Consider the following 22,346-nt stretch of genomic DNA (forward strand, 5'->3'; position numbering starts at 1 on the left):
CTCCTTTTTATAAAACTTTTCTTAGAAAATCTTGTGTTCTTGGGTTTTGTGGCGCATCAAAAATTTCTTCAGGTGTGCCTTCTTCTTGAATGATTCCTGCATCCATAAAAATGACACGGTCCGCAACTTCTTTTGCGAAGCCCATTTCGTGGGTAACCACCACCATTGTCATCCCTTCAATAGCTAAATTTTTCATAACGGATAGCACTTCGCCCACCATTTCAGGGTCTAAGGCAGAAGTTGGTTCATCGAACAGCATCACGTCAGGGCGCATGGCTAAAGCACGAGCAATCGCTACCCGTTGTTGTTGCCCACCAGAAAGTTGAGCGGGATAATTTTCTTTTTTATCTGATAAACCAACTTGTTCCAGTAAAGAAAGAGCATGTTCTGTGGCTTCAGCAGCGGCTTCTTTTTTTACTTTAACAGGACTAATCGTTAAGTTTTCCAAGACATTTTTATGCGGGAAAAGATTGAAATTTTGGAATACCATTCCCATTTTTTGACGAAGTTGATCAATGTTGGTATTTTTATCTAATAAATTTTTTCCTTCAAATTCAACGCTGCCACCAGTTGGTGTTTCTAATAAGTTCAGGCAACGTAAAAAAGTACTTTTACCACTACCAGAAGGGCCAATAATTACGACAACTTCACCAGCTTCAATTTCTAAGTCAATTCCTTTAAGTACTTCATTTTTTCCGAATGTTTTCTGTAAGTTTTTAATGTTAATCACTAGTACTCATTCTCCTTTCAGCAACACCTAATAGACGCGAGATAGTAAAGGTTAGGACGAAATAAATTAACGATACAATTAAGTAAGGTAAGAAGGGTTTAAAACTTGCTCCTTGAACGTTGCCAGCTTGGAAAATTAGTTCTGAAACACCAATGACTGAAACAACGGAAGATTCTTTAATTACTGTAACAAATTCATTGCCTAACGCTGGTAAAATATTTTTAATAGCTTGTGGGAAAATGATGTATCGCATTGCTTGGTTTTGATTCATTCCCAAAGAACGAGCAGCTTCCAATTGTCCTTTATTAACTGCCTGAATACCAGCACGAATAATTTCTGCTACATATGCACCACTGTTTAAAGAAAGGGCAATACAACCAGCTGCTACTTTTGATAAGTCTAAACCAAGAACGCCTGTCCCGAAATAGACAATAAAAATTTGAACAAGCAAAGGAGTGCCACGAACATATTCAATATAAGCAATGGCAATGCCACGTAAAATTTTGGAATTGGCTAACTTCATTAAGGCAAGTAATGCCCCTAAAATGGCACCAAACAAAACACCAATGAAAGCTAGGAAAATGGTATAGCCCGCACCGTTAAGGTAGAACTTTCCATACTTTTGTAAAAAGCTTTGATCTTTTTGGAACATTAATTGATTGGCTTCTTTTTTATAACCGTCCATTAATTTTTGATCATTAATTTGTTTAATAGAGGCATTTACTTTCTCCGTCAAAACAGGCGCATCTTTAGGAAAAGCAACGGCAGTATCTTTTGAGCCTTTTTCAAAGGTAACATCAGCAAAAGCTAAATCCTCATTTTGAGAAACATAGGCTTCGCCAACCGGTTCTTCCATAACGACTGCATCTAATTTATTATTTTTTAGATTCATAATTAAATCTGGAATTTTTTGAAGAGAAGTAGGGACAGCACCGGTTAATTCGGTTTTAATTAATTCTTCTTGTGTCGTTTGCTTTTGGGCACCTGCACGAACGCCTTCGAAATCTTTAGTGGAATGAAATTTATCTTTGTCTTCTTTCCGAACAATGACTCTTTGTTGAACGTTCATATATGGTTGAGAAAAAGCTACTTCTTTTAATCGTTCAGGCGTTGGCGACATGCCAGAGATGACCATGTCAATCTTGCCAGTTTTTAAGGCCCCTAACAGAGCATCGAAGCCTAGTTCTTCGATTTTTAATTTAACGCCTAAATCGTCGGCAATTTTTTGAGCAATAGAAATATCAAAACCGACAATTTTATCTTCACCATCTACTTTTGCATGAAATTCATAAGGGGCATAGTCTGCGGATAAGCCGACAACTAGTTCTCCCTTTTGGATGATTTTGTCATAGACTGGATCGTTTTCGGCTGCAAAAGTTTCTTTAATAGGTAATAATGAGAGCAACAAGAATAAAATTGGTAAAATCGTCTGTAGCCATTTTTTACATTTGGTCATTTGCGTAAACTCCTTTTTGTATTATTTTTATAAATATTCAAAAAAAGCGAATAAATGTATAAAAATTTATTGTGTTATGATGTGGTTTATCATATCATAGAATATGTAAAAGGAAAAGTAGTAGAGTTGAAAAAATACAACTTTTTCAAAAAAATTTTCAAAAGTCAAAAATGAAGGGGATTTTCAAGATGGAACAATCATTAATTGTGAGAGGGACACCACAAGAGTATCTTTGCGAAATTGGTTCGTGGGAATTATTAGAAGGACAACTATTATGCAGAAATATTCATCGTGTATTCATTTTACACGGGACTGAGTCATGGCAAGCGGCAAAACCGTATTTTCCGACGTTTCAAAAAGTAACAGCTGTTTTTGAAAACTATGGAGGTGTTTGTACAGATCAACGTGTGCAAGAGTTAGAAGCGCAAGTGCTGGACAATCATTTAGAGGCCATCGTCGCTGTTGGTGGAGGAAAAGTGGCCGACTTGGGCAAAGCCTTAGCACACAAAATGGCGTTACCGGTAATTATTTTACCCACTTTAGCAGCTACTTGTGCACCGTGCACGCCATTGAGTGTAATGTATCGAGAAGATGGAGCAATGGAACGATATGACGTTTTTCCGCAAGCAAACGCTTTGGTGTTGGTAGAACCAAGAGTGTTATTGCATTCGCCTCGGTCCTTAATGGTGGCAGGTATTGGGGATACATTAGCTAAATGGTACGAAGCAGATGCGATTATTTCGCAGTTAGACGTCCAAGTGTTACCTATTCAAGTTTCTCATTTTGCCGCGGAAAAATGCCGCGATATTTTGTTAAATGAAAGTATCAATGCTTTAAAAGCGATGGAAGAGCAGCAATTAAATCAATCGTTTATTGATGTCATCGAAACGAATTTAATTATTGGTGGAATGGTGGGTGGCTTTGGCGATGATTATGGTCGGACAGCGGGTGCCCATTCCATTCATGATGCACTAACTTTGCTGCCAGCTAGCCATAGACAATTGCATGGAAACAAAGTGGCGTATGGTGTGTTTGTTCAATTAGCCATTGAAGAGAAATGGCAAGAAATCGCTGAATTGATTCCTTTCTATCACCAACTAGGTTTGCCTATTTCTTTAAAAGAAATGGAGATGGACTTAACTGAAGCCGAGTATCAAGAAGTAGCAGAACGTGCTTGTATAGAAGGCGAAACGATTCATTATATGAAACAAAAAATTACCCCTGAAATTGTGAAAACAGCGATGCAAGATTTAGAAAAATATACAGCGACAAAATAAGTGCCAAACAGCAACTAGCTCATTTGAATTATTTGAACTAGTTGCTGTTTTTTAAGGATCCTTTTTTGAAAAAAGAAACCTTGAGAAATCCTTGCAAATTCAATAAAAAAAAAGTATGATGATGGGAGGACAAATTATAGTAGAAAGTAGGGAAATGAATGACGGAACCAGCCATTCGTTATCGTTTAATCAAAAAAGATAAACACACAGGTGCGCGTTTAGGTGAATTAATTACTCCTCACGGCACATTTCCAACACCAATGTTTATGCCGGTAGGTACACTTGCGACAGTTAAAACAATGTCACCAGAAGAATTAAAAGAAATGGGTGCCGGTGTTATTTTAAGTAATACTTACCATTTATGGTTACGCCCAGGTGAAGATTTAGTCGAAGAAGCAGGCGGTTTACACAAATTTATGAACTGGGATCAACCTATTTTAACTGATTCAGGTGGCTTCCAAGTCTTCTCATTAAGTGATATGCGGAAAATCGAAGAAGAAGGTGTGCATTTTAGAAATCATTTAAATGGTTCAAAAATGTTCCTTTCTCCAGAAAAAGCGATCAATATTCAAAATAAATTAGGATCAGATATTATGATGAGCTTTGATGAATGTCCACCATTTGATGAAAGCTATGAGTATGTCAAACGCTCGATTGAACGGACTTCTCGTTGGGCTGAGCGTGGCTTAAAAGCCCATGCGAATCCTGATAGACAGGGATTATTCGGTATTGTTCAAGGTGCGGGATTTGAAGATTTACGTCGTCAAAGTGCTAAAGATTTAGTGAGTATGGATTTTCCTGGCTATTCGATTGGTGGCTTATCTGTTGGTGAGTCTAAGGAAGAAATGAACCGAGTCTTAGACTTTACGACACCGTTAATTCCTGAAAATAAACCACGTTACTTAATGGGTGTGGGTGCCCCTGATTCATTAATTGATGGAGTGATTCGTGGGATTGACATGTTTGATTGTGTGCTACCAACACGTATTGCGCGCAATGGTACTTGTATGACTTCACAAGGTCGCTTGGTTGTTAAAAATGCCCAATATGCAAGAGATTTTCGTCCGCTTGATGAAAAATGTGATTGTTATGTTTGTCGTAATTATACGCGGGCCTATATTCGTCATTTGATTAAATGTGATGAAACATTTGGAATCCGTTTAACATCGTATCATAATTTATACTTCTTGTTAGACTTAATGAAAAATGTCCGTCAAGCAATTATGGACGACAATTTATTAGAATTCCGACAAGCGTTTTTTGAAGAATATGGCTTTAATAAAGCGAATGCAAAAAGTTTCTAAAAATTAGAGGAAAAAACTAGTTCTTCAAGCATTTTTTTGATACAGTTAGTAGTGTGAATAATGCAGAGTGAGGTGAAACAAATGGGTGGCGGATTTACAATGATTTTTACATTAGTCCTTTTAGGAGGAATGATGTTTTTCATGACACGTTCTCAAAAGAAACAACAGCAAGAACGTCAAAAACAACTAAACGCAATGAAAACTGGCGATAGTGTTGTCACAATTGGTGGTTTACATGGTGTTTTAAGTGAAATCAACGAAAAAACAGTTTTAATCGATTGCGAAGGTATTGTCTTAGAATTTGACCGTGCAGCAATTCGAACTGTAACACCTGGAACTGCCGTTACAAATGATTCAGCAGTAACTAGTGTACCAGTCACAGAAGTTGAAGAGACAGTCACAGAAGAAGTAACTGAAGTTCCTGAAACATCAGATCCTTCAAAAGAAAAGAAAGACTAAACGAATCAACTAATTCATTTAATGGTTAGAGAGAGCGGAACAGGCTTTTCAAAGGCGAAACTGTGACCAGTAGTCACACGAGAAAGCCAATAAGAAGAGATAATTCCTATTCCGCTCGTGTCGTTTATCTTAAAATGTAGGACTAGGAAGGTAGGTCATTTGGACTTACGTCCTAAGTCCTTTTTAACTATTAAGTTTACAAAAAAGGTTCCTTTTTATAGTGTTGGAAGATAGTTAAAAAGTGAGCAATCTTTCGCTTGGTTGGAAGGAGAAGAGCCCATGACAAAGGAAAAATTAAGTTGGTTACAACAAAAAATGCTCAATAAAAGTATTAAAAAGAAGTGCCAAAATTTTCGTGAACTAGGTTATTCTTCCATCAACGAAGAAGATTTATTGACTTATTTACTCACCTATCGTTGGAAAAAACAAACCCATTTATCTGTCAAAGACTGTCGCAAAGACATTCAGAAGGTTAAGCCGAATGAATTTTTTGACTATCAACAATTATTGGCACAGACATCAAAAAATCCTTTAAGGGACTGGCATGATATTGAAGACTTATTCTAGAAAAAAGAATAGGTCTTTTTTTTGAGATAAAAAAAAATTATAAATAGTTGTGAAAAAAATCACAAAAACTATTTACAAGATTCGTTTTATGTTGTATGATGTGAATGTGAAATAGTTAACAAAGTTTTTTTAAAATGAAACTCTTAGGAGGATGAACATGGTTAAAACAGTAAAAAAAGAAAAGACAGAAACAGTTGATGTTTCATCAATGATTGATGAATTAGCAACAAAAGCGAATGTCGCTTTAAAAGCAATGGAAGATTTTACACAAGAACAAGTAGATCACATTGTCCATCAAATGGCGATGGCGGCGTTAGACCAACATATGCCTTTAGCAAAAATGGCTGTCGAAGAAACTGGCCGTGGAATCTATGAAGATAAAGCAATCAAAAATATGTATGCATCTGAATACATTTGGAATAATATTAAACATGATAAAACAGTGGGTGTAATTAACAAAGACGAACAAACCGGTTTAATGGAAATTGCTGAGCCAGTTGGCGTGGTATGTGGGGTCACACCAACAACAAACCCAACGTCAACAACTATTTTTAAATCACTAATTGCCTTAAAAACAAGAAATCCAATTGTTTTTGCTTTCCATCCTAGCGCACAAAAATGTTCGGCAGAAGCGGCACGTATTGTACGGGATGCGGCGATTGCAGCAGGTGCACCAGAAAATTGTATTCAATGGATTGAACAACCATCGATTGATGCAACATCTGCTTTGATGAATCATCCAGGGATTGCCATTGTTTTAGCAACTGGTGGCGCAGGCATGGTAAAATCTGCGTACTCAACAGGTAAACCAGCACTAGGCGTTGGTCCTGGGAACGTACCAGCTTATATTGAAAAAACGGCTAAAGTAAAACGTGCGGTTAATGATTTAATTGTTTCAAAATCATTTGATAATGGAATGATTTGTGCTTCTGAGCAAGCGGTCATTGTGGATAAAGAAATTTATGCTTCTGTCAAAGCTGAGTTTGAAGCACACAATGTTTACTTCGTGAAACCGAATGAATTACAAAAACTAGAAGATGCAGTGATGAATGAAGGCAAATACGCAGTAAATCCAGCGATTGTCGGTAACTCTGCAGAAAAAATTGCTGAATTAGCAGGAATTAGCGTACCAAAAGGCACAAAAATTTTAGTCGCTGAATTAGAAGGTGCAGGTCCAGAATATCCATTATCAAGAGAAAAATTATCGCCAGTTTTAGCAATGATGAAATCAAACAATGCAGAGCATGCTTTTGAACTATGTGAAGCGATGTTAAACTTAGGTGGTTTAGGACATACAGCAGTAATTCATACAGAAGATGAAGAGTTACAAGTTGCTTTTGGTTTACGTATGAAAGCTTGTCGTATTTTAGTGAATACTCCATCAGCAGAAGGCGGTATCGGTAACATTTATAACGAAATGATTCCATCTTTAACACTTGGTTGTGGTTCATACGGGAAAAACTCTGTTTCTAAAAACGTATCAGCCATTAACTTAATTAATATTAAAACGGTAGCGAAACGGAGAAATAATATGCAATGGTTTAAATTACCTCCAAAAATTTTCTTTGAAAAAAATTCTTTACAATATCTACAAAAAATGGAAAATGTTGAACGTGTCATGTTAGTTTGTGACCCAGGTATGGTTCAATTTGGCTATGCAGATATCGTACGTAAAGAGCTACAAAAACGTAAAAATGATGTGAAAATCGAAGTATTTTCTGATGTTGAACCAAACCCATCAACAAATACTGTTTATGCAGGTACCAAAATGATGGTTGATTTCCAACCAGATACAGTGATTGCCTTGGGTGGCGGTTCTGCAATGGACGCGGCGAAAGGCATGTGGATGTTCTATGAACACCCAGATACAGAGTTCTTTGGTGCAAAACAAAAATTCTTAGATATCCGCAAACGGACATATAAAATTGCCAAACCAGAAAAAACACAATTTGTTTGTATCCCAACTACTTCAGGAACTGGTTCAGAAGTTACACCATTTGCCGTTATTACTGATAGTGAAACACACGTGAAATATCCGTTAGCAGACTATGCGTTAACACCAGATGTAGCGATTGTTGATCCACAGTTCGTAATGTCTGTGCCAGCTTCAGTCACTGCAGATACAGGTATGGATGTTTTAACACATGCTATTGAATCTTATGTTTCCGTGATGGCTTCAGATTACACACGTGGTTTAAGTTTACAAGCAATCAAGTTAGTTTTCGATCATTTAGAAAATTCAGTGAAACGTCCAGATATGGAATCTCGCGAAAAAATGCATAATGCATCAACCATGGCAGGGATGGCATTTGCCAATGCATTCTTAGGTATTTGTCACTCTATTGCTCATAAAATTGGTGGGGAATATGGCATTCCACATGGTCGTACAAATGCGATTTTATTACCACATATTATTCGTTACAATGCGAAAGATCCATCAAAACACGCAATGTTCCCTAAATATGATTACTTCCGCGCCGATACTGATTATGCAGACATTGCAAAATTCTTAGGCTTAAAAGGAAATACTACCGCAGAATTAGTAGAAGCTTTAGCAACAGCAGTAGCAGACTTAGGTAAATCAGTCGGAATTGACATGAACTTGAAAGCCCAAGGTGTCTCACAAGAAACATTAGACACAACGGTTGATCGTATGGCAGAACTTGCATATGAAGACCAATGTACAACTGCAAATCCGAAAGAACCATTAATTAGTGAACTAAAACAAATTATCTTAGATGCTTATGTAGGATAAAAGAACTCAAATAAAGAGACCAGAACATTAATGTTCTGGTCTCTTTAACGTTTTGCGAAAACAGTGCTGTCGATACCACGGTTATGACACCAATTAACTAAAACTGGATCGAGGATAAGTGCGGTACTCGTCAATTCTTCTGTCGTCTTTTTTCCTAAAAGAGTATAAAGCATTTTCACTTCTTCTTGCCATTGCTGTACAAGGGCTAAGGTATTTTCTAAACCATTTTTACTCATAAGGGAAGCTAAGATAGTCCCAGCAACTCCCATGCTTTTGGCACCTAAAGCGAGTCCTTTGACAATATCAAGAGAGTTACGCACACCGCCAGAGCCAAGAATAGTTAGCTTCTTTTGCCAATTTTGTGATTCCAGAAGAGAGATGACCGTTGATTGCCCCCAATCATCTAAGAAAGAAAGTTCGCGTTTCTTCCGCCGGGCATTTTCAATTTGTGTAAAACTCGTTCCGCCTTGGCCGCTCACATCCACTGCTTGAACGCCGATAGAGGTGAGTTTTTCTAAGGTTTCTTGGCTCATGCCAAAGCCAACCTCTTTGACAATGACAGGCACTTCTACGGCCTGTACGATAGCTTCAATCTTGGTTAGCCAATTAGTGAAATCACGATCTCCTTCAGGCATGACCAATTCTTGGGGCACATTTACATGGATTTGTAAGGCATTCGCTTGAAATAAATCAAGCGCTCGCTTTGCTTCTTCCACACCCAAACCTGCACCAATATTGGCAAAAATGAGTCCATCTGGGTTTTCTTTTCGCATAATTTGATACGTATCCGCTAAACTAGCATCTTTTAACGCTGCCGAGACAGATCCTGTCGCAACTAAAAGGCCAGTTTCTTTGGCAATAATGCCTAATTGCTGATTAATTTCTTTTGCACGCTGACTACCACCTGTCATTGCATTGACATAAAAAGGTTGGGGAAGCTGAAAAGAAAGAAACGAAGTGGAAATATCCACTTCGTTAACAGCGGATTCAGCAAACGATTGGTGAACAAAACGCACACGATCAAAGTCATTACTTTTTTCTTTGTGGAACGCTTTAGCTAATGATAGATGTTCATCTTTTCGATTCATGCTTCTCCTTACACTCCTTTTGACCATAGGTATAGACGTGAAGTGGCAGTGGGGTAATTCCGTCTTTTTCCCAAGCAGTCATTAATGGTAAAATCCCGGATTTTTGGCGGAAAATTACAATCCCACAATCGCCCCCGCCAGCGCCAGAAGATTTCGCAGCTCCTGTATAAGATTCAGCCAAATCACAAAGATTTTTCAAGGCTTCTGTTTCGATTACCACACCAGTCAGTGAAGATAATTCGGCGAGCAATTGGCGATTTTTAGTAATTTGTTTTTGAATAACAGAAATTTTTCCTGTGTTAAAGCCATTAATCATTGTTTCGACACAAAGCCGACTTTTCATTAAGAACTGCTCATAAGCCGCTTGTTTTTCTTCTTTTGATTGATGGACTCGATCAACTAAGTCTGAAGTGGACGCAGGACTACCTGTCCAACCAATTAGTAAACGTAGTTGTTTCGGTACTTTTAACGGAAAAATCATTAATTCAGGCCAGTCCATTGCTAACAAATCAGTTAATGTTTCAGTGGCTACTTTTTGATTGACCCAATCATGATCGAAGGTTGAAAAGGCAATCCAGCCCCCGTAACAGCTGGCGGCGATATCTCCGCAAGAACCATTTCCTTGAACGGCTAAGTGAGCTAATGCTGATAATTTGAAAATTTCCTCATTTTCCAAACCTAAGTCATAAAAAATATTCAAGGCTTTGACAGTTCCAACGGTTACTGCACCGCTTGAACCAAGACCATATTTTCGTCCATTTGAACTATCTAATTCACTCGTCACTTTTAAATGATAAAATGACAATTCTTTGTTTTGCTCTTGCGCATATTTTTCAGTTAGATGAATCGCCGCTAGAACATAATGAAAGGGATTTTCGCGAATATCTAATACAAGCTCACCATTTCGGCGTGTCCAGCGAATAGGTAACGAGCTGTATTGTGCAGATTGAATACTGCCTTCATCTGTTGTTTCTTCGACAGTTACAGTTACGAATTGATCCACAGCAACGATAATGGCAGGGTGGCCAGGTTCAACAACGGCATATTCTCCTGCAATAAATAACTTTCCTGGCGTAGTAACTTCAATCATGCTTATTTATCCATTCCTTTCGTTTCAAACAATTCAATTCCGGGACCAGCAAAAGCTGGGACTAACTGCTCTTTTGAAAAATGTTCACTTAAAAATGTTTTTAATGCTTCTAAGTTTTTCTTTTCGACTAAGACCTTGACATTCGGACCTGCATCCATTGTAAAGTAACAAGGAATTCCTTTGGCCCGTGCTTGGCGAACTAAAGCCATCGCTTGTAAACTGCCTGGGGACCAGTAAGTAAATGGAGGGACAGCACCTAAGGTTGTTCCATGCATCCTTAACCCATTGGCTTCAATGATTTCTCCTAAACGAGGGAAGTCTTTTGTTTTAATTGCTTCATGAACTTGGGATAAATCTTTTTCCACATTGTCCAACCAACCTTGATAAAAGCTAGAAGTTTCTAATGTTCGTTTCATTCCATCACGGCTGGAAACATCTTTTTCGCCATCGTTAATTAAGATAAAGAGCATGGCCAATTCGTTTTCCCAATTATTGGCTGGAATATTTTCAGCAAACGAAGTTTCATCAGAGTGGCCTTTGTTCCATTGAGCAAAACCACCAAAAATGCTGCGACAAGCAGAACCTGAACCACGTCGCGCTAAACGTGATAAGTCTTTTGCTGAAAGATTTAATCCTAAGGCTACGTTACAGGCCCCTGCTAAAGCAGCTAGACCACTCGCTGAAGAAGCCAAACCAGCTGCAGTAGGCACAAAATTTTGACTTTCTACTTTTGCAAACCAAGTACAATCGGCTTGTTGACGAACAAGGTTCAAAAATTCTTTGACTTTTTTTGTTTGTTTTTCGTTTTGCAAGATACCATCTAAAATAAATACATCTTCTGAATAATGGGCATCAAATGTCACAGTTGTTTCTGTGTAAAAGGCATCTAATGTTAATGATAAACTACTATTCATTGGTAAAATGTATTCTTCATTGGCTTTTCCCCAATATTTAATCAGAGCAATATTTGTATGCGCTCGTGCTTTTCCTGAAAGCATTACTTTTTCACCTCTAATGATTGAATCCATGTAGCAACAGCTCCATTTTCTTCTAAAGTCTGTGCAATGGTTTGTGCGGTCTTTTTATTATCTGTTAAGGCAATCATACAGCCACCGCGACCGCCGCCGGTTAATTTTGCTCCTAGAGCGCCATGTTCTAGAGAGAGAGCCACTAGTCGATCCAGCATATCGTTGCTGACGGTTAATTGCTGGAGTTGCTCTTGCGCTAACGTCATTAGCTGACCTAATTTTTGTTTATCATCTTGTAAAATTGCCTGCTTCGCTTCTTTAGTAAAAGAACCTAATTGTTTCATTGTTTCAGCGATTGCTGTGGGATTATTTTGAGCTAGCTGCGCAATGTCTTTCACTGCTTCACGTGTTTGACCTTTAATTCCCGTATCAGCTACTACTAAGTAGGCATTAGATAAATTCATCGAGAAATGTGTGGGCGGAAATCCTCTAGTAAAAAATAAGGGATCAGCGCCGCTTGTTGCTGCGGCATCGATACCACTAGGATTGCCATGAGCAATTTTCTCACTTAAGGAAACAAGCTCAAACAATTCTTGATATGTATAAGCGTAATCAAAATAATCAAAAAGGCTTCGAACGATGGCCACAGCGGTTGCTGCGCTTGAGCCCATTCCTCGTTCAGCGGGAATCGTACTTGTTAAGGTCAAAGTGCCTTTAAACGTATCTTCCTTTAAAAAATGTAAGGTTTGCTGAACAACTTCCTTGATATTTGCTAGCTCTTGGGGCACGTCTTCAAGCAATCCTGTAAAATATGCACAATCAATCTGCATAGTTTTTGCTGGGGTATAGACGGCTGTGATTTCTGTCGCTTGAAAAGGAAAGGCGATTGCTGGTTCGCCGTAAACAACGGCGTGTTCCCCCATTAAAATAATTTTTCCCGTCGCTTGACCGAGGCCTTGTTTTTTTATATTCATTCACTGACATTCCTTTTGAGTAGAATCGAGTATAGGACAAAAGACGTTCTTGGATTAGAAGAACGTTTGTCATAATCTCTTCATGATTTATAGGAAATGATTCCAAAAGTTTCTCTTGTTCCAAAAAAAGAGATTGCTTAACCTAAGATAGTTTACCTAAAAATAAGGCACAAGTAAAATGGTTCCGTTGGTTTTTCCAAAAAATTAATAACAATTTAATAAGAAAGAACCGACAGAACCAGTTATTCGGCTATTTTTTTAAAATTTTCTTAGGTAATCACCAAACCAAGGGCACTTGCCAAATAAATGGCTTGTTCAGGGGTGACTTTAAGACCTGATAAATAGTTTGGTGAGAAAGTCAAGCGTTCAAAGGTGTTTTGGGAAAAATCCAATCCTTTTAAAGAAGTATTTAGCCAATTACTTTCGGTTAAATCGCAAGCTTCTAGCAGGAGTTTCTTCCAGGTGACCTCGAAAAATTCACTTTCGACTAAACGTGTCTGATTAAAGTGAACAAGATTAAAATTTGCAAAACGAAAAGAAGCATAATCGGCTTTGCAATCTTCAAATAGACAATCTTTTAAATAGCTATCTGCAAAATTCGTTCCTGTCAAATTGCAACGAAGGAAAGTCACTCGATGAAAACTGCCAGACAGCCATTCGACGTTAGAAAAATCGCAAGCTTCAAAACGCACATTACTACAATCAAAAGAAGCAAACTGGCCATTTGCTAATGAAAGATGATCGAAAACAGCATCCCGAAAGACTAAGTTACGAATTTCTTGATTCGATAAATCAATCTGCTGATACAAATGATTTTCTAAGATTGCCTCATCTTCTAATTGACAGTTCGTTAATAGAGGAAGTTGTTCTGGTAGATTTGGTGGCAAGGGATAAGTTATTTTCATAAAACGCCTCTTTCTTCTTGTTGATTTTCAAAGGTTTCATCAATTGAGTAGGCCCGATTATAGAAACGTAGCGCAGTTGTGAAAACATAAGCGCCGGCAAAACCAAGTAAACTACCTAACACAATCCCGACTAATCGATAGTTTAAAAGATTACTAATGACTTGCTGTCGTGCAAGATTTGATAATAATAAGGACATCGGGGTAATAAAAAAGCTGGCAATCGCATAGTTTCTGTTAATGAATCCTTCAAAAGCTGCATATAGAATACTAATGATACCGATTGTTTGTAAAGGTGTAAAGGGAATCATTAATAAAATTGCAGAAAGCAACAACCCAAGACTCGTACCTAGAATCCGTTGCACATTTCGCTGCATCACAGAATGTAAATTTTCCCCTTGTAAAATGGCTGCGCAAGTAAACGTCATCCAATAAGCGTTGACTAAATGAAGCGATTGACTTAAATAAGCCGCTAAAAATAAAATGGCCGCATAATGCAAAGCATCTAATAAAGAAGCGGGATCAATATAAAGTCGTTCTTGAAGAGACATCCGTTTTTGAAAAACGTAGGGGCGCTTGTCGATGAAATGAAGCACAATGCCCATGATAATGCCGGTCACTACTCCTAAAAGAACAAAACTGGCCATGATGGGAATCTTATGTAAAGGAAAATTGTTGCTTGTTCCCATTGCCGTTGACATGATAACTAACAAAGCACCAGGCTTCTCAATGCCATACAATCTAAAAAGTAAGCGTGCAAGAAAAGCGACGATGGCAATTGTAATGGGAATCAACCAAGGTACATGGTGACTTAGCATTCCTAAGCTGTTGCCCAGAACAATAAAAAAGCCAACAATATTCAGTCTGCGCAATAATTGGGGCAAAGGAAGCGGCTGATAATAAATAAACGTATAAATGCCCATCGAGCCAAAGGTCCCAATGAGTAAATTATTGGAAAAATAACCAATTAATAATGGAATTGCCATACAAATTGCGACACCAACTAACCGAAATAATTCGTCATTTGCTTTATCAATAGCAAACAAATCCTTTAAAAACGTAGAATTTTTCATATTTTGTCACTCCTTTACTTCCTAATTTACCATAATGTTTAGAAAACTGACAAAAGAATTGCAATAAAAGACAGGAAGAAAAAGAGTGGTTTCTGATAGGAAGAGAAGAAAAATTAAAAAAAGTTAACATTTTGACTTGCAATTTTAATATGAAAAATGTAAGATATATTCCATAGCAATAAATAATTATTAAATTCTGATTTTTCAGAAAATACAGATTGTATTATTTTAGGAGGCAACACTATGAAATTGAAAAAGTCATTAACATTCGGTGTGATTACATTATTTAGCGTAACAACTTTAGCGGCTTGTGGAGGCGGCGGAACGTCAGATAGCTCAAGCGCGTCTGGTGGCGGTAAGGCAAGTGGCGAACAAGTTTTACGTGTCACAGAACAACAAGAAATGCCAACAGCTGATTTATCACTAGCAACAGACAGAATTAGTTTTATTGCATTAAATAATGTATATGAAGGAATTTATCGTTTAGACAAAGATAACAAAGTCCAACCTGCAGGTGCAGCGGAAAAAGCAGAAGTTTCTGAAGATGGACTAACATACAAAATTAAATTAAATAAAGATGCAAAATGGTCAGACGGTAAACCAGTGACTGCTAATGACTATGTTTACGGATGGCAACGAACAGTTGATCCAGCGACAGCTTCTGAATATGCTTATCTGTATGCCTCTGTAAAAAATGGTGATGCCATTGCTAAAGGGGAAAAAGATAAATCAGAATTAGGAATTAAAGCAGTCAGTGATACAGAATTAGAAATCACTTTAGAAAAAGCAACACCATACTTTGATTACTTATTAGCTTTCCCATCGTTCTTCCCACAACGTCAAGATATTGTGGAAAAATATGGTAAAAATTATGCATCAAACAGCGAAAGTGCTGTCTACAATGGTCCATTCGTCTTAGACGGCTTTGATGGTCCTGGTACAGATACAAAATGGTCATTCAAGAAAAACGATCAATATTGGGATAAAGACACAGTGAAACTGGACTCAGTAGATGTGAATGTCGTGAAAGAATCACCAACCGCGTTGAACTTGTTCCAAGATGGACAAACAGACGATGTCGTTCTTTCTGGTGAATTAGCCCAACAAATGGCCAATGACCCAGCTTTTGTTAGTCAAAAAGAAGCATCAACACAATATATGGAACTAAATCAACGTGATGAAAAATCACCATTTAGAAATGCAAACTTACGTAAAGCAATTTCTTACTCAATCGACCGTAAAGCGTTAGTTGAATCAATCTTAGGGGATGGTTCTATCGAGCCGAACGGTTTAGTACCAGCAGATATGGCAAAAGACCCAAGTGGCGGCAAAGACTTCGCTAAAGAAGCAGGTAGTCAAATTGAATATGATACGAAAAAAGCTAAAGAATACTGGGAAAAAGCGAAAAAAGAATTGGGGATTTCAACCTTAACAATGGATATTCTTTCTTCAGATGCAGATTCTTCTAAGAAAACAGTTGAATTTGTTCAAGGGTCAATTCAAGATGCTTTAGATGGTGTGAAGGTAACGGTTAGTCCGGTTCCATTCTCTGTTCGTTTAGATCGTTCAAACAAAGGCGACTTTGATGCAGTAATCGGTGGTTGGAGTGCTGACTATGCTGATCCAAGTAGTTTCTTAGACTTATTTGCTTCAGATAACTCATATAACCGTGGACGTTATAACAATCCAGAGTTTGACAAGTTCGTGAAAGCTGCAAGTAGTGCAGATGCGACAGATCCTGAAAAACGTTGGGATGATATGTTAAATGCAGAGAAAACGATTATGGGAGACATGGGTGTGGTACCATTATTCCAAAAATCAGAAGCGCATTTACGTGCTGAAAAAGTCAAAGATGTCGCAGTTCATCCTGCTGGCGCAACGTATGACTACAAATGGGCATACATTTCAGAATAACCTGACAAAAGATCGATAGCAAACAAAAAAGGACCTTTGCCATGGAATAAAAGGCAACGGTCCTCTTGCTATCTTGTCTTAGACCAAGTAAAATAGTAGAAAGCCTAAAGACAGAATCAGTAAGATGCCCCCAGTTTTTAGCCAGAAAGAGCGATGTGCATCGCCAATGACTGAAAGCGGGATAAACTCTTTCGGTTCATTTTTCTTTTTAAAACGAAACGCGTTTTTCATTGAGCGCTGAAAGTTATCGAAAAAGCCAGAGGACATAATCCATAAAGCAATGCCGATAATTAAAAAGAAAAGCGAAACGATAAAGAAGGTATCTGATAATGAGGAGGTAGTGATAGGTTCTTTACTTATTAATAAGTAAAGAAAAATGCCGATACTGGAAATAACGGCTGTAATAATTGGCCATTTAAAAATTTTCATGTGTTCACCCTATCTATTATTGTGGTCTATCTAGTCATTACTTTAACGAAAATAACTGAGGAAGTCAAAAAAATCTCGGAGGTGTCATTATTGAATAGTTTTGGAAAATATTTTCTTAAACGGATCTTTTTCATGATTATCACTTTGTGGTTAATCGCAACGATTACGTTTTTCTTAATGCAATTATTACCAGGTACGCCTTATACCAACCAAGAAAAACTTAGTCCAGAAACAATCGCTATGTTGAATAAACAATCTGGCTTAGATAAACCAGTGATTGTTCAATACGGAATTTACTTAAAGAACCTGGTAACGGGAGACTTTGGTATTTCATTCCAATTTAAAAACCAACCTGTTGCTAAGTTATTAGCTGGTCGAATTGGACCATCCCTTCAACTGGGAGGACAAGCGATTATCTTTGGTACGTTAGTCGGTATTTTATTGGGGATTATCGCAGCGATGCGTCAAAATACTTGGGTAGATACGTTGGCAACATTGTTAGCCATTTTAGGTCGTTCTATTCCAAACTTTGTTTTCGCGGTATTATTACAATACATTTTTGCAATGAAATTAAGAATCTTACCAATTGCTATGTGGAATGGTTTTGCCTACACAATCTTGCCAACTATTGCCTTGGCAATGAGTCCAATGGCCGATTCGGCTAGGTTTATTCGAACCGAGATGGTAGAGGTCTTGCATAGTGATTATGTCGAATTAGCCAAAGCAAAAGGCTTGAGTCGCTGGCAAGTTGCATTCCGCCACGGGTTAAGAAACAGTTTAATTCCATTGATTACCTTATTAGGACCTTTAGCCGTTGGTTTAATGACAGGTTCTTTAGTAGTAGAAAATATTTTTGCCATCCCTGGAATTGGGGAACAGTTTGTAAAATCAATTATGACAAACGACTATCCAACAATTATGGCAGTAACTATTTTGTATTCAACAATGTTAGTTGTTGTAATTCTGATTGTTGACTTACTTTATGGTTTAATTGATCCAAGAATTCGCGTATCAGGAGGTGCAAAAGGCTAATGGAAACAGTCAATAAAAATAATCTACCACAAGCGATTAAAGATATTCCGGCAGATGAGTTTCAGCCTCTAAACACTTCAACTCTAAAAGAAAGAGAGCGTATTGCCACACCGTCTTTAAGTTTCTTACAAGACTCATGGCGTCGTTTGAAAAAGAATAAAGCTGCAGTTATCTCAATGAGTTTCTTAGCAGTTATTATCTTTATCTCTATTATTACCATTTGGGTTTCACCACATAACCCAACGAAACAAAATGTTTCTTACATTAACTTACCACCACGAATTCCTGGCTTGGAAAGCGTGAATGGTTTAAATGGTAAAACAACAGTTGCTGGTCAATTAGTTGATAAATATGCACAAGCAAACGTTCCAGATAACGTAAACTTTTATCTAGGAACAGATGGTTTAGGTCGTGATGTCCTAAGTCGTTTATTTATGGGAACACGTATTTCCTTATTAATTGCGTTTATTGCGGCAATTCTAGATATTACGATTGGGGTAACGTATGGACTGATTTCCGGGTTAGTCGGCGGTCGTGTCGATACAGTAATGCAACGTATTTTAGAAGTTCTTTCTGGTATTCCTAACTTAGTTGTTATGATCTTGATGCTAACAGTCTTTGATCCAGGGATTGTTTCGATTGTTTTGGCCATGGTTATTACAAACTGGATATCAATGGCCAGGATTGTGCGAGCCCAGACCATGAAACTAAAAGACCAAGAGTTTGTCATGGCAGCAGAAACATTGGGCGAATCTCGTTGGAAAATTGCTATTAAACATATTTTACCGAATATCTCAAGTGTCATTATTGTCCAAATGATGTTCAGTATCCCATCGGCAATTTTCTTTGAAGCGTTCCTAAGTTTTATTGGGTTAGGATTACGTCCACCAACCGCATCTTTAGGAACCTTGTTAAACGAAGGATACAAAACTTTCCGTTTCCTTCCATATTTAATGTGGATTCCAGCGGCAACACTTTCAGTTATCATGATTTGTTTCAACTTGTTAGCTGATGGTTTACGTGACGCATTTGATCCTAAGATGAAAGAGTAAGAGTGGTGAATGACTATGGAAAAAGTATTAGAAGTTAAAGACTTAAGAATCTCCTTTGATACATTTGCAGGTAAAGTCAACGCCATTCGTGGTGTGAGTTTTGATCTTTATAAAGGTGAAACGTTAGCCATCGTAGGTGAATCAGGGAGTGGTAAATCTGTTACAACCCGCAGTATTATGCGTTTGTTGAGCAGTAATGCCAATATTGATAACGGGGAAATTTTGTTTAAAGGGCAAGATATTGTTCATAAAACAGAAAAACAAATGCAAGCCATTCGTGGTAAAGAAATCGCAATGATTTTCCAAGATCCGATGACTTCATTAGACCCAACGATGCCAATTGGCAAACAAGTGGCGGAATCATTAATCAAACATAATAAAGTCTCAAAAAAAGAAGGCTTAGCGCAAGCATTAGAATTACTAAAATTAGTCGGCATTCCTAATGCTGAAAAACGTTTGAAAAACTATCCGCACCAATTTTCTGGTGGACAACGTCAACGGATTGTCATTGCAATTGCTTTAATTTGTTATCCAGAAGTTCTAATTGCAGATGAACCAACTACAGCGTTGGATGTAACCATCCAAGCACAAATTTTAGAGTTATTAAAAGATTTACAAGAAAAAATTAGCACTTCGATTATTTTCATTACCCATGATTTAGGGGTAGTAGCGAACGTGGCTGACCGTGTCGCTGTCATGTACGGTGGACGTCTGGTTGAAGTGGGAACAGCAGAAGAAATTTTCTATAATCCACAACATCCATATACTTGGGGACTTTTAGGGTCAATGCCAACGATGGAAGGAACAGAAGACAAACTTTATGCGATTCCAGGTTCACCTCCAGATTTATTAGATCCACCAACTGGAGATGCCTTCTATCCACGGAATGAGTTTGCTTTAAAAATTGATACAGAAAAAGAACCACCTTATTTTGAAGTATCACCGACACACAAAGCAGCAACGTGGTTATTAGCACCACAAGCACCAAAAGTTACGCCTCCAGCAGAGATTGTTCGTCGTTGGGCAATTTATGCAGAGCGTCAAAAAAATCCAGGAGGTAGTAATTAATGGCAGAAGAGAAAAAAGTCCTATTAGAAGTCACTGGTTTGAAACAGTATTTCAATGTTGGTCGTAAAGACGAAGTAAAAGCCATTGATGACATTAGTTTTCATATTTTTGAAGGCGAAACCTTTGGATTAGTTGGCGAATCAGGAAGTGGAAAATCAACAACTGGTCGCAGTGTCATTCGTTTATATGATCCAACTGCTGGTGAAATTCTTTTCGATGGAAAAGACATTAGCAAAATTAAATCAAAAGCGGACATGCAAGCATTCCGTCGCGATGTTCAAATGATCTTCCAAGATCCATATGCTTCATTGAATCCAAGAATGAAAGTCAATGATATTATTGCTGAAGGAATCGATGTCAATGGATTAGCTAAAACACCAAAAGAGCGGGAAGAAAAAGTCAATGAACTTTTAAAAACGGTGGGATTAAATCCAAGTCACAGTACGCGTTATCCTCATGAGTTTTCTGGTGGGCAACGTCAACGGATCGGGATTGCTCGTGCTTTAGCGGTTAATCCACGTTTCATTATCTGTGATGAGCCAATTTCGGCTTTGGATGTGTCGATTCAAGCTCAAGTAGTAAACTTATTACAAGATTTACAAAAAGAACAAGGCTTAACTTACTTGTTTATTGCACATGACTTATCGATGGTAAAACATATCAGTGACCGAATTGGCGTAATGCACAGTGGGAAATTATTGGAAATGGGCACAAGTGATGATGTCTATAATTTCGGCGTTCATCCTTATACAGAAAGTTTACTTTCTGCGATTCCATTACCAGATCCAGACTATGAACGCACACGTAAACGGATCGTTTACCAGCCTGCAGCGGCAGATGGGAAAGATCGTGAGCTCCGTGAAATTCTCAATGGACACTATGTTTATTGTGCTGAAGACGAAGTTGCAATGTACCGTGAAAAAATTGAAGAGAAGAAAAGAAAAGCTGGTTTATAACCAGCTTCTTTTCTAACTATCTTGGTAGGGTGGTTATGAGATGAAGGCTCTGAAAGCTTATAAATACAGACTTTATCCAACCTCAAAACAAGAAGAGTTTATTCAAAAAACATTTTCTTGTGTTCGCTTGGTGTATAATTTAATGTTACAAGACCGGATTGATATCTACAAAGAGATGCGAAAAAATCCTCAACAAACGTTTAAAATGCCAACGCCAGCTAAATATAAGAAACAATACCCTGTCCTCAGAGAAGTTGATAGTTTAGCTTTGGCAAATGCACAAGTTTATTTGGATCGAGCCTTTAAAAATTTTTATCGGGAAAAAGGGATGGGCTTTCCAAAAAAGAAAAAGAAAGAAACGGTGCATTCCTACACTACGAACAATCAACATGGCACGGTCAAAATTTTGGATAATCGTTATTTGAAAGTACCTAAATTGAAATCTTTAATTAAAATGAAGGTACACCGCCAACCGCTGGGGGAGATAAAATCTGTAACTATTTCTATGAGTGCGAGTCACAATTATTATGTTTCCATTTTGTGTGAAGCGCCGATTGAAACGAAAACAAAGCAACAAAAAATGGTGGGAATTTGTAGCAGTAGGGAAAAATTTGCGCTGCTTTCGAATGGTGAAAGCTTCGAAAAAAGCTATTGTTCAAAGCATTTAAAGCAAAAACTACGTCAAGAAGAACGAAAATTAAACAAGCGTAAAATGATTGCTTTGGAAAAAGGCGTCGATCTTTCACAAGCAAAAAATTATCAAAAACAAAAAATAAAAGTCGCAAAAATTCGCGAAAAAATAGCCAACCAACGAACGGATATTTTAAACAAAATTACAACGGAATTGGTTTCAAGTTACGATGTTATTTGTATTGAAAAAGCCCATCACAGTAATGAGCGGCCGCCAAAACATGATCGTTCTGAACTGGCTTGGTCTTTATTTTTAGCTAAACTGTTGTATAAAGCACAATGGTATGGCAAAGAACTCATTTGTATTGAGTCAGAGGAGATAGAAACAGAGTTGTCTTTTTCTGAAAGTACAGAAAATTCAGAGTATCTTAGAAGCCAAAAAATCTTAGAACGTGGCTTGTCTAAACGAGAAACCTTATAAATAGAAGAACTGTAGGGACTACAGGGATCGCCTAGGGGATAGAAAATGTACACCATGTGTTGAACCATTTGTTTCTAGGAAGTCACATTGGGACAGTCCACTAATTATTAATGATCAAAATACGAGTTCAAACGAATCTAG

At 37.7% G+C, this 22,346-nt stretch carries 20 protein-coding genes; 11 read left to right on the top strand and 9 right to left on the bottom strand.

The features are described from left to right. Window positions 1-7: 7 nt before the first annotated feature. Entirely contained in the window at window positions 8-730 is a 723-nt protein-coding gene (locus tag IGI80_RS08600; protein ID WP_002355769.1) for an amino acid ABC transporter ATP-binding protein, read from the bottom strand. Beyond that, complete coding sequence (locus tag IGI80_RS08605; protein ID WP_002355770.1) at window positions 723-2,186, bottom strand: ABC transporter substrate-binding protein/permease; 1,464 nt, start codon at window positions 2,184-2,186, stop codon at window positions 723-725. The genes IGI80_RS08600 and IGI80_RS08605 overlap by 8 nt, the downstream gene beginning before the upstream one ends. Before the next feature lie 170 nt (window positions 2,187-2,356). Between IGI80_RS08605 and IGI80_RS08610 the strand changes: the two genes are divergently transcribed. From IGI80_RS08610 to adhE, 5 genes are all read left to right on the top strand, one after another. After that, the gene (locus tag IGI80_RS08610; RefSeq protein ID WP_002358821.1) at window positions 2,357-3,463 is read left to right on the top strand and encodes an iron-containing alcohol dehydrogenase family protein; all 1,107 of its coding nucleotides are present in this window, start codon (window positions 2,357-2,359) and stop codon (window positions 3,461-3,463) included. Between the two features lie 158 nt (window positions 3,464-3,621). Further along, window positions 3,622-4,767, top strand: a complete 1,146-nt coding sequence (gene tgt, locus IGI80_RS08615; RefSeq protein WP_002355772.1) for a tRNA guanosine(34) transglycosylase Tgt — start codon at window positions 3,622-3,624, stop codon at window positions 4,765-4,767. A gap of 60 nt (window positions 4,768-4,827) precedes the next feature. After that, window positions 4,828-5,226, top strand: coding sequence for a preprotein translocase subunit YajC (yajC, locus tag IGI80_RS08620; protein WP_002383336.1), 399 nt, complete (start codon window positions 4,828-4,830; stop codon window positions 5,224-5,226). A gap of 261 nt (window positions 5,227-5,487) precedes the next feature. After that, window positions 5,488-5,793 carry a post-transcriptional regulator gene (locus IGI80_RS08625; RefSeq protein WP_002355774.1) on the top strand — a complete coding sequence of 102 codons (306 nt, stop codon included), beginning with the start codon at window positions 5,488-5,490 and terminating at the stop codon, window positions 5,791-5,793. A 157-nt stretch (window positions 5,794-5,950) separates the two neighbouring features. After that, entirely contained in the window at window positions 5,951-8,548 is a 2,598-nt protein-coding gene (gene adhE, locus IGI80_RS08630) for a bifunctional acetaldehyde-CoA/alcohol dehydrogenase (protein WP_002388933.1), read from the top strand. Between the two features lie 44 nt (window positions 8,549-8,592). Here the strand turns inward: adhE and fni are convergent, their stop codons facing one another. The 6 genes from fni to IGI80_RS08660 all read right to left on the bottom strand — a co-directional run bounded on the left by fni (window position 8,593) and on the right by IGI80_RS08660 (window position 14,643). Next, window positions 8,593-9,636: a type 2 isopentenyl-diphosphate Delta-isomerase gene (fni, locus tag IGI80_RS08635; protein WP_002403711.1), complete on the bottom strand. Its 1,044-nt coding sequence runs from the start codon at window positions 9,634-9,636 to the stop codon at window positions 8,593-8,595. After that, window positions 9,620-10,726 (bottom strand): phosphomevalonate kinase, encoded by a 1,107-nt coding sequence (locus tag IGI80_RS08640; protein WP_002355777.1) that lies wholly within the window; start codon window positions 10,724-10,726, stop codon window positions 9,620-9,622. The genes fni and IGI80_RS08640 overlap by 17 nt, the downstream gene beginning before the upstream one ends. A 2-nt stretch (window positions 10,727-10,728) precedes the next feature. Then, a complete protein-coding gene (mvaD, locus tag IGI80_RS08645) occupies window positions 10,729-11,724 on the bottom strand; it encodes a diphosphomevalonate decarboxylase (protein ID WP_438723445.1) in 996 nt (331 codons plus the stop codon). Continuing rightward, a complete protein-coding gene (gene mvk / locus IGI80_RS08650) occupies window positions 11,724-12,668 on the bottom strand; it encodes a mevalonate kinase (protein WP_002370727.1) in 945 nt (314 codons plus the stop codon). Before mvk ends, mvaD begins: the two co-directional genes overlap by 1 nt. Before the next feature lie 269 nt (window positions 12,669-12,937). Then, window positions 12,938-13,573 (bottom strand): pentapeptide repeat-containing protein, encoded by a 636-nt coding sequence (locus tag IGI80_RS08655; protein WP_002385045.1) that lies wholly within the window; start codon window positions 13,571-13,573, stop codon window positions 12,938-12,940. Beyond that, complete coding sequence (locus IGI80_RS08660; protein ID WP_002355782.1) at window positions 13,570-14,643, bottom strand: FUSC family protein; 1,074 nt, start codon at window positions 14,641-14,643, stop codon at window positions 13,570-13,572. The genes IGI80_RS08655 and IGI80_RS08660 overlap by 4 nt, the downstream gene beginning before the upstream one ends. A gap of 243 nt (window positions 14,644-14,886) precedes the next feature. Here IGI80_RS08660 and opp1A point away from each other — a divergent pair, with 243 nt between their 5' ends. Continuing rightward, entirely contained in the window at window positions 14,887-16,557 is a 1,671-nt protein-coding gene (gene opp1A, locus IGI80_RS08665) for an oligopeptide ABC transporter substrate-binding protein Opp1A (protein ID WP_002381303.1), read from the top strand. 78 nt (window positions 16,558-16,635) lie between these two features. On the opposite strand, the gene IGI80_RS08670 is transcribed toward opp1A, so the two are convergent. Next, a complete protein-coding gene (locus IGI80_RS08670) occupies window positions 16,636-16,986 on the bottom strand; it encodes a DUF3899 domain-containing protein (RefSeq protein ID WP_438723235.1) in 351 nt (116 codons plus the stop codon). A gap of 90 nt (window positions 16,987-17,076) precedes the next feature. Between IGI80_RS08670 and opp1B the strand changes: the two genes are divergently transcribed. From opp1B to IGI80_RS08695, 5 genes are read left to right on the top strand one after another with little or no spacing between them, the layout of a single operon-like run. Then, entirely contained in the window at window positions 17,077-18,018 is a 942-nt protein-coding gene (opp1B, locus tag IGI80_RS08675) for an oligopeptide ABC transporter permease Opp1B (protein WP_002381304.1), read from the top strand. Then, window positions 18,018-19,070 carry an oligopeptide ABC transporter permease Opp1C gene (gene opp1C / locus IGI80_RS08680; RefSeq protein WP_002355787.1) on the top strand — a complete coding sequence of 351 codons (1,053 nt, stop codon included), beginning with the start codon at window positions 18,018-18,020 and terminating at the stop codon, window positions 19,068-19,070. The genes opp1B and opp1C overlap by 1 nt, the downstream gene beginning before the upstream one ends. Window positions 19,071-19,079: 9 nt before the next feature. Beyond that, a complete protein-coding gene (opp1D, locus tag IGI80_RS08685; RefSeq protein ID WP_002355794.1) occupies window positions 19,080-20,138 on the top strand; it encodes an oligopeptide ABC transporter ATP-binding protein Opp1D in 1,059 nt (352 codons plus the stop codon). Beyond that, window positions 20,138-21,094, top strand: coding sequence for an oligopeptide ABC transporter ATP-binding protein Opp1F (opp1F, locus tag IGI80_RS08690; RefSeq protein WP_002361357.1), 957 nt, complete (start codon window positions 20,138-20,140; stop codon window positions 21,092-21,094). Before opp1D ends, opp1F begins: the two co-directional genes overlap by 1 nt. Window positions 21,095-21,134: 40 nt before the next feature. Beyond that, on the top strand, window positions 21,135-22,205 hold the full coding sequence (locus IGI80_RS08695) for an RNA-guided endonuclease TnpB family protein (protein ID WP_002355796.1): 1,071 nt from the start codon (window positions 21,135-21,137) through the stop codon (window positions 22,203-22,205). Window positions 22,206-22,346: the final 141 nt, after the last annotated feature.

The organism is Enterococcus sp. DIV1420a (assembly GCF_051712165.1).
Classification (GTDB): Bacteria; Bacillota; Bacilli; order Lactobacillales; family Enterococcaceae; genus Enterococcus; species Enterococcus faecalis.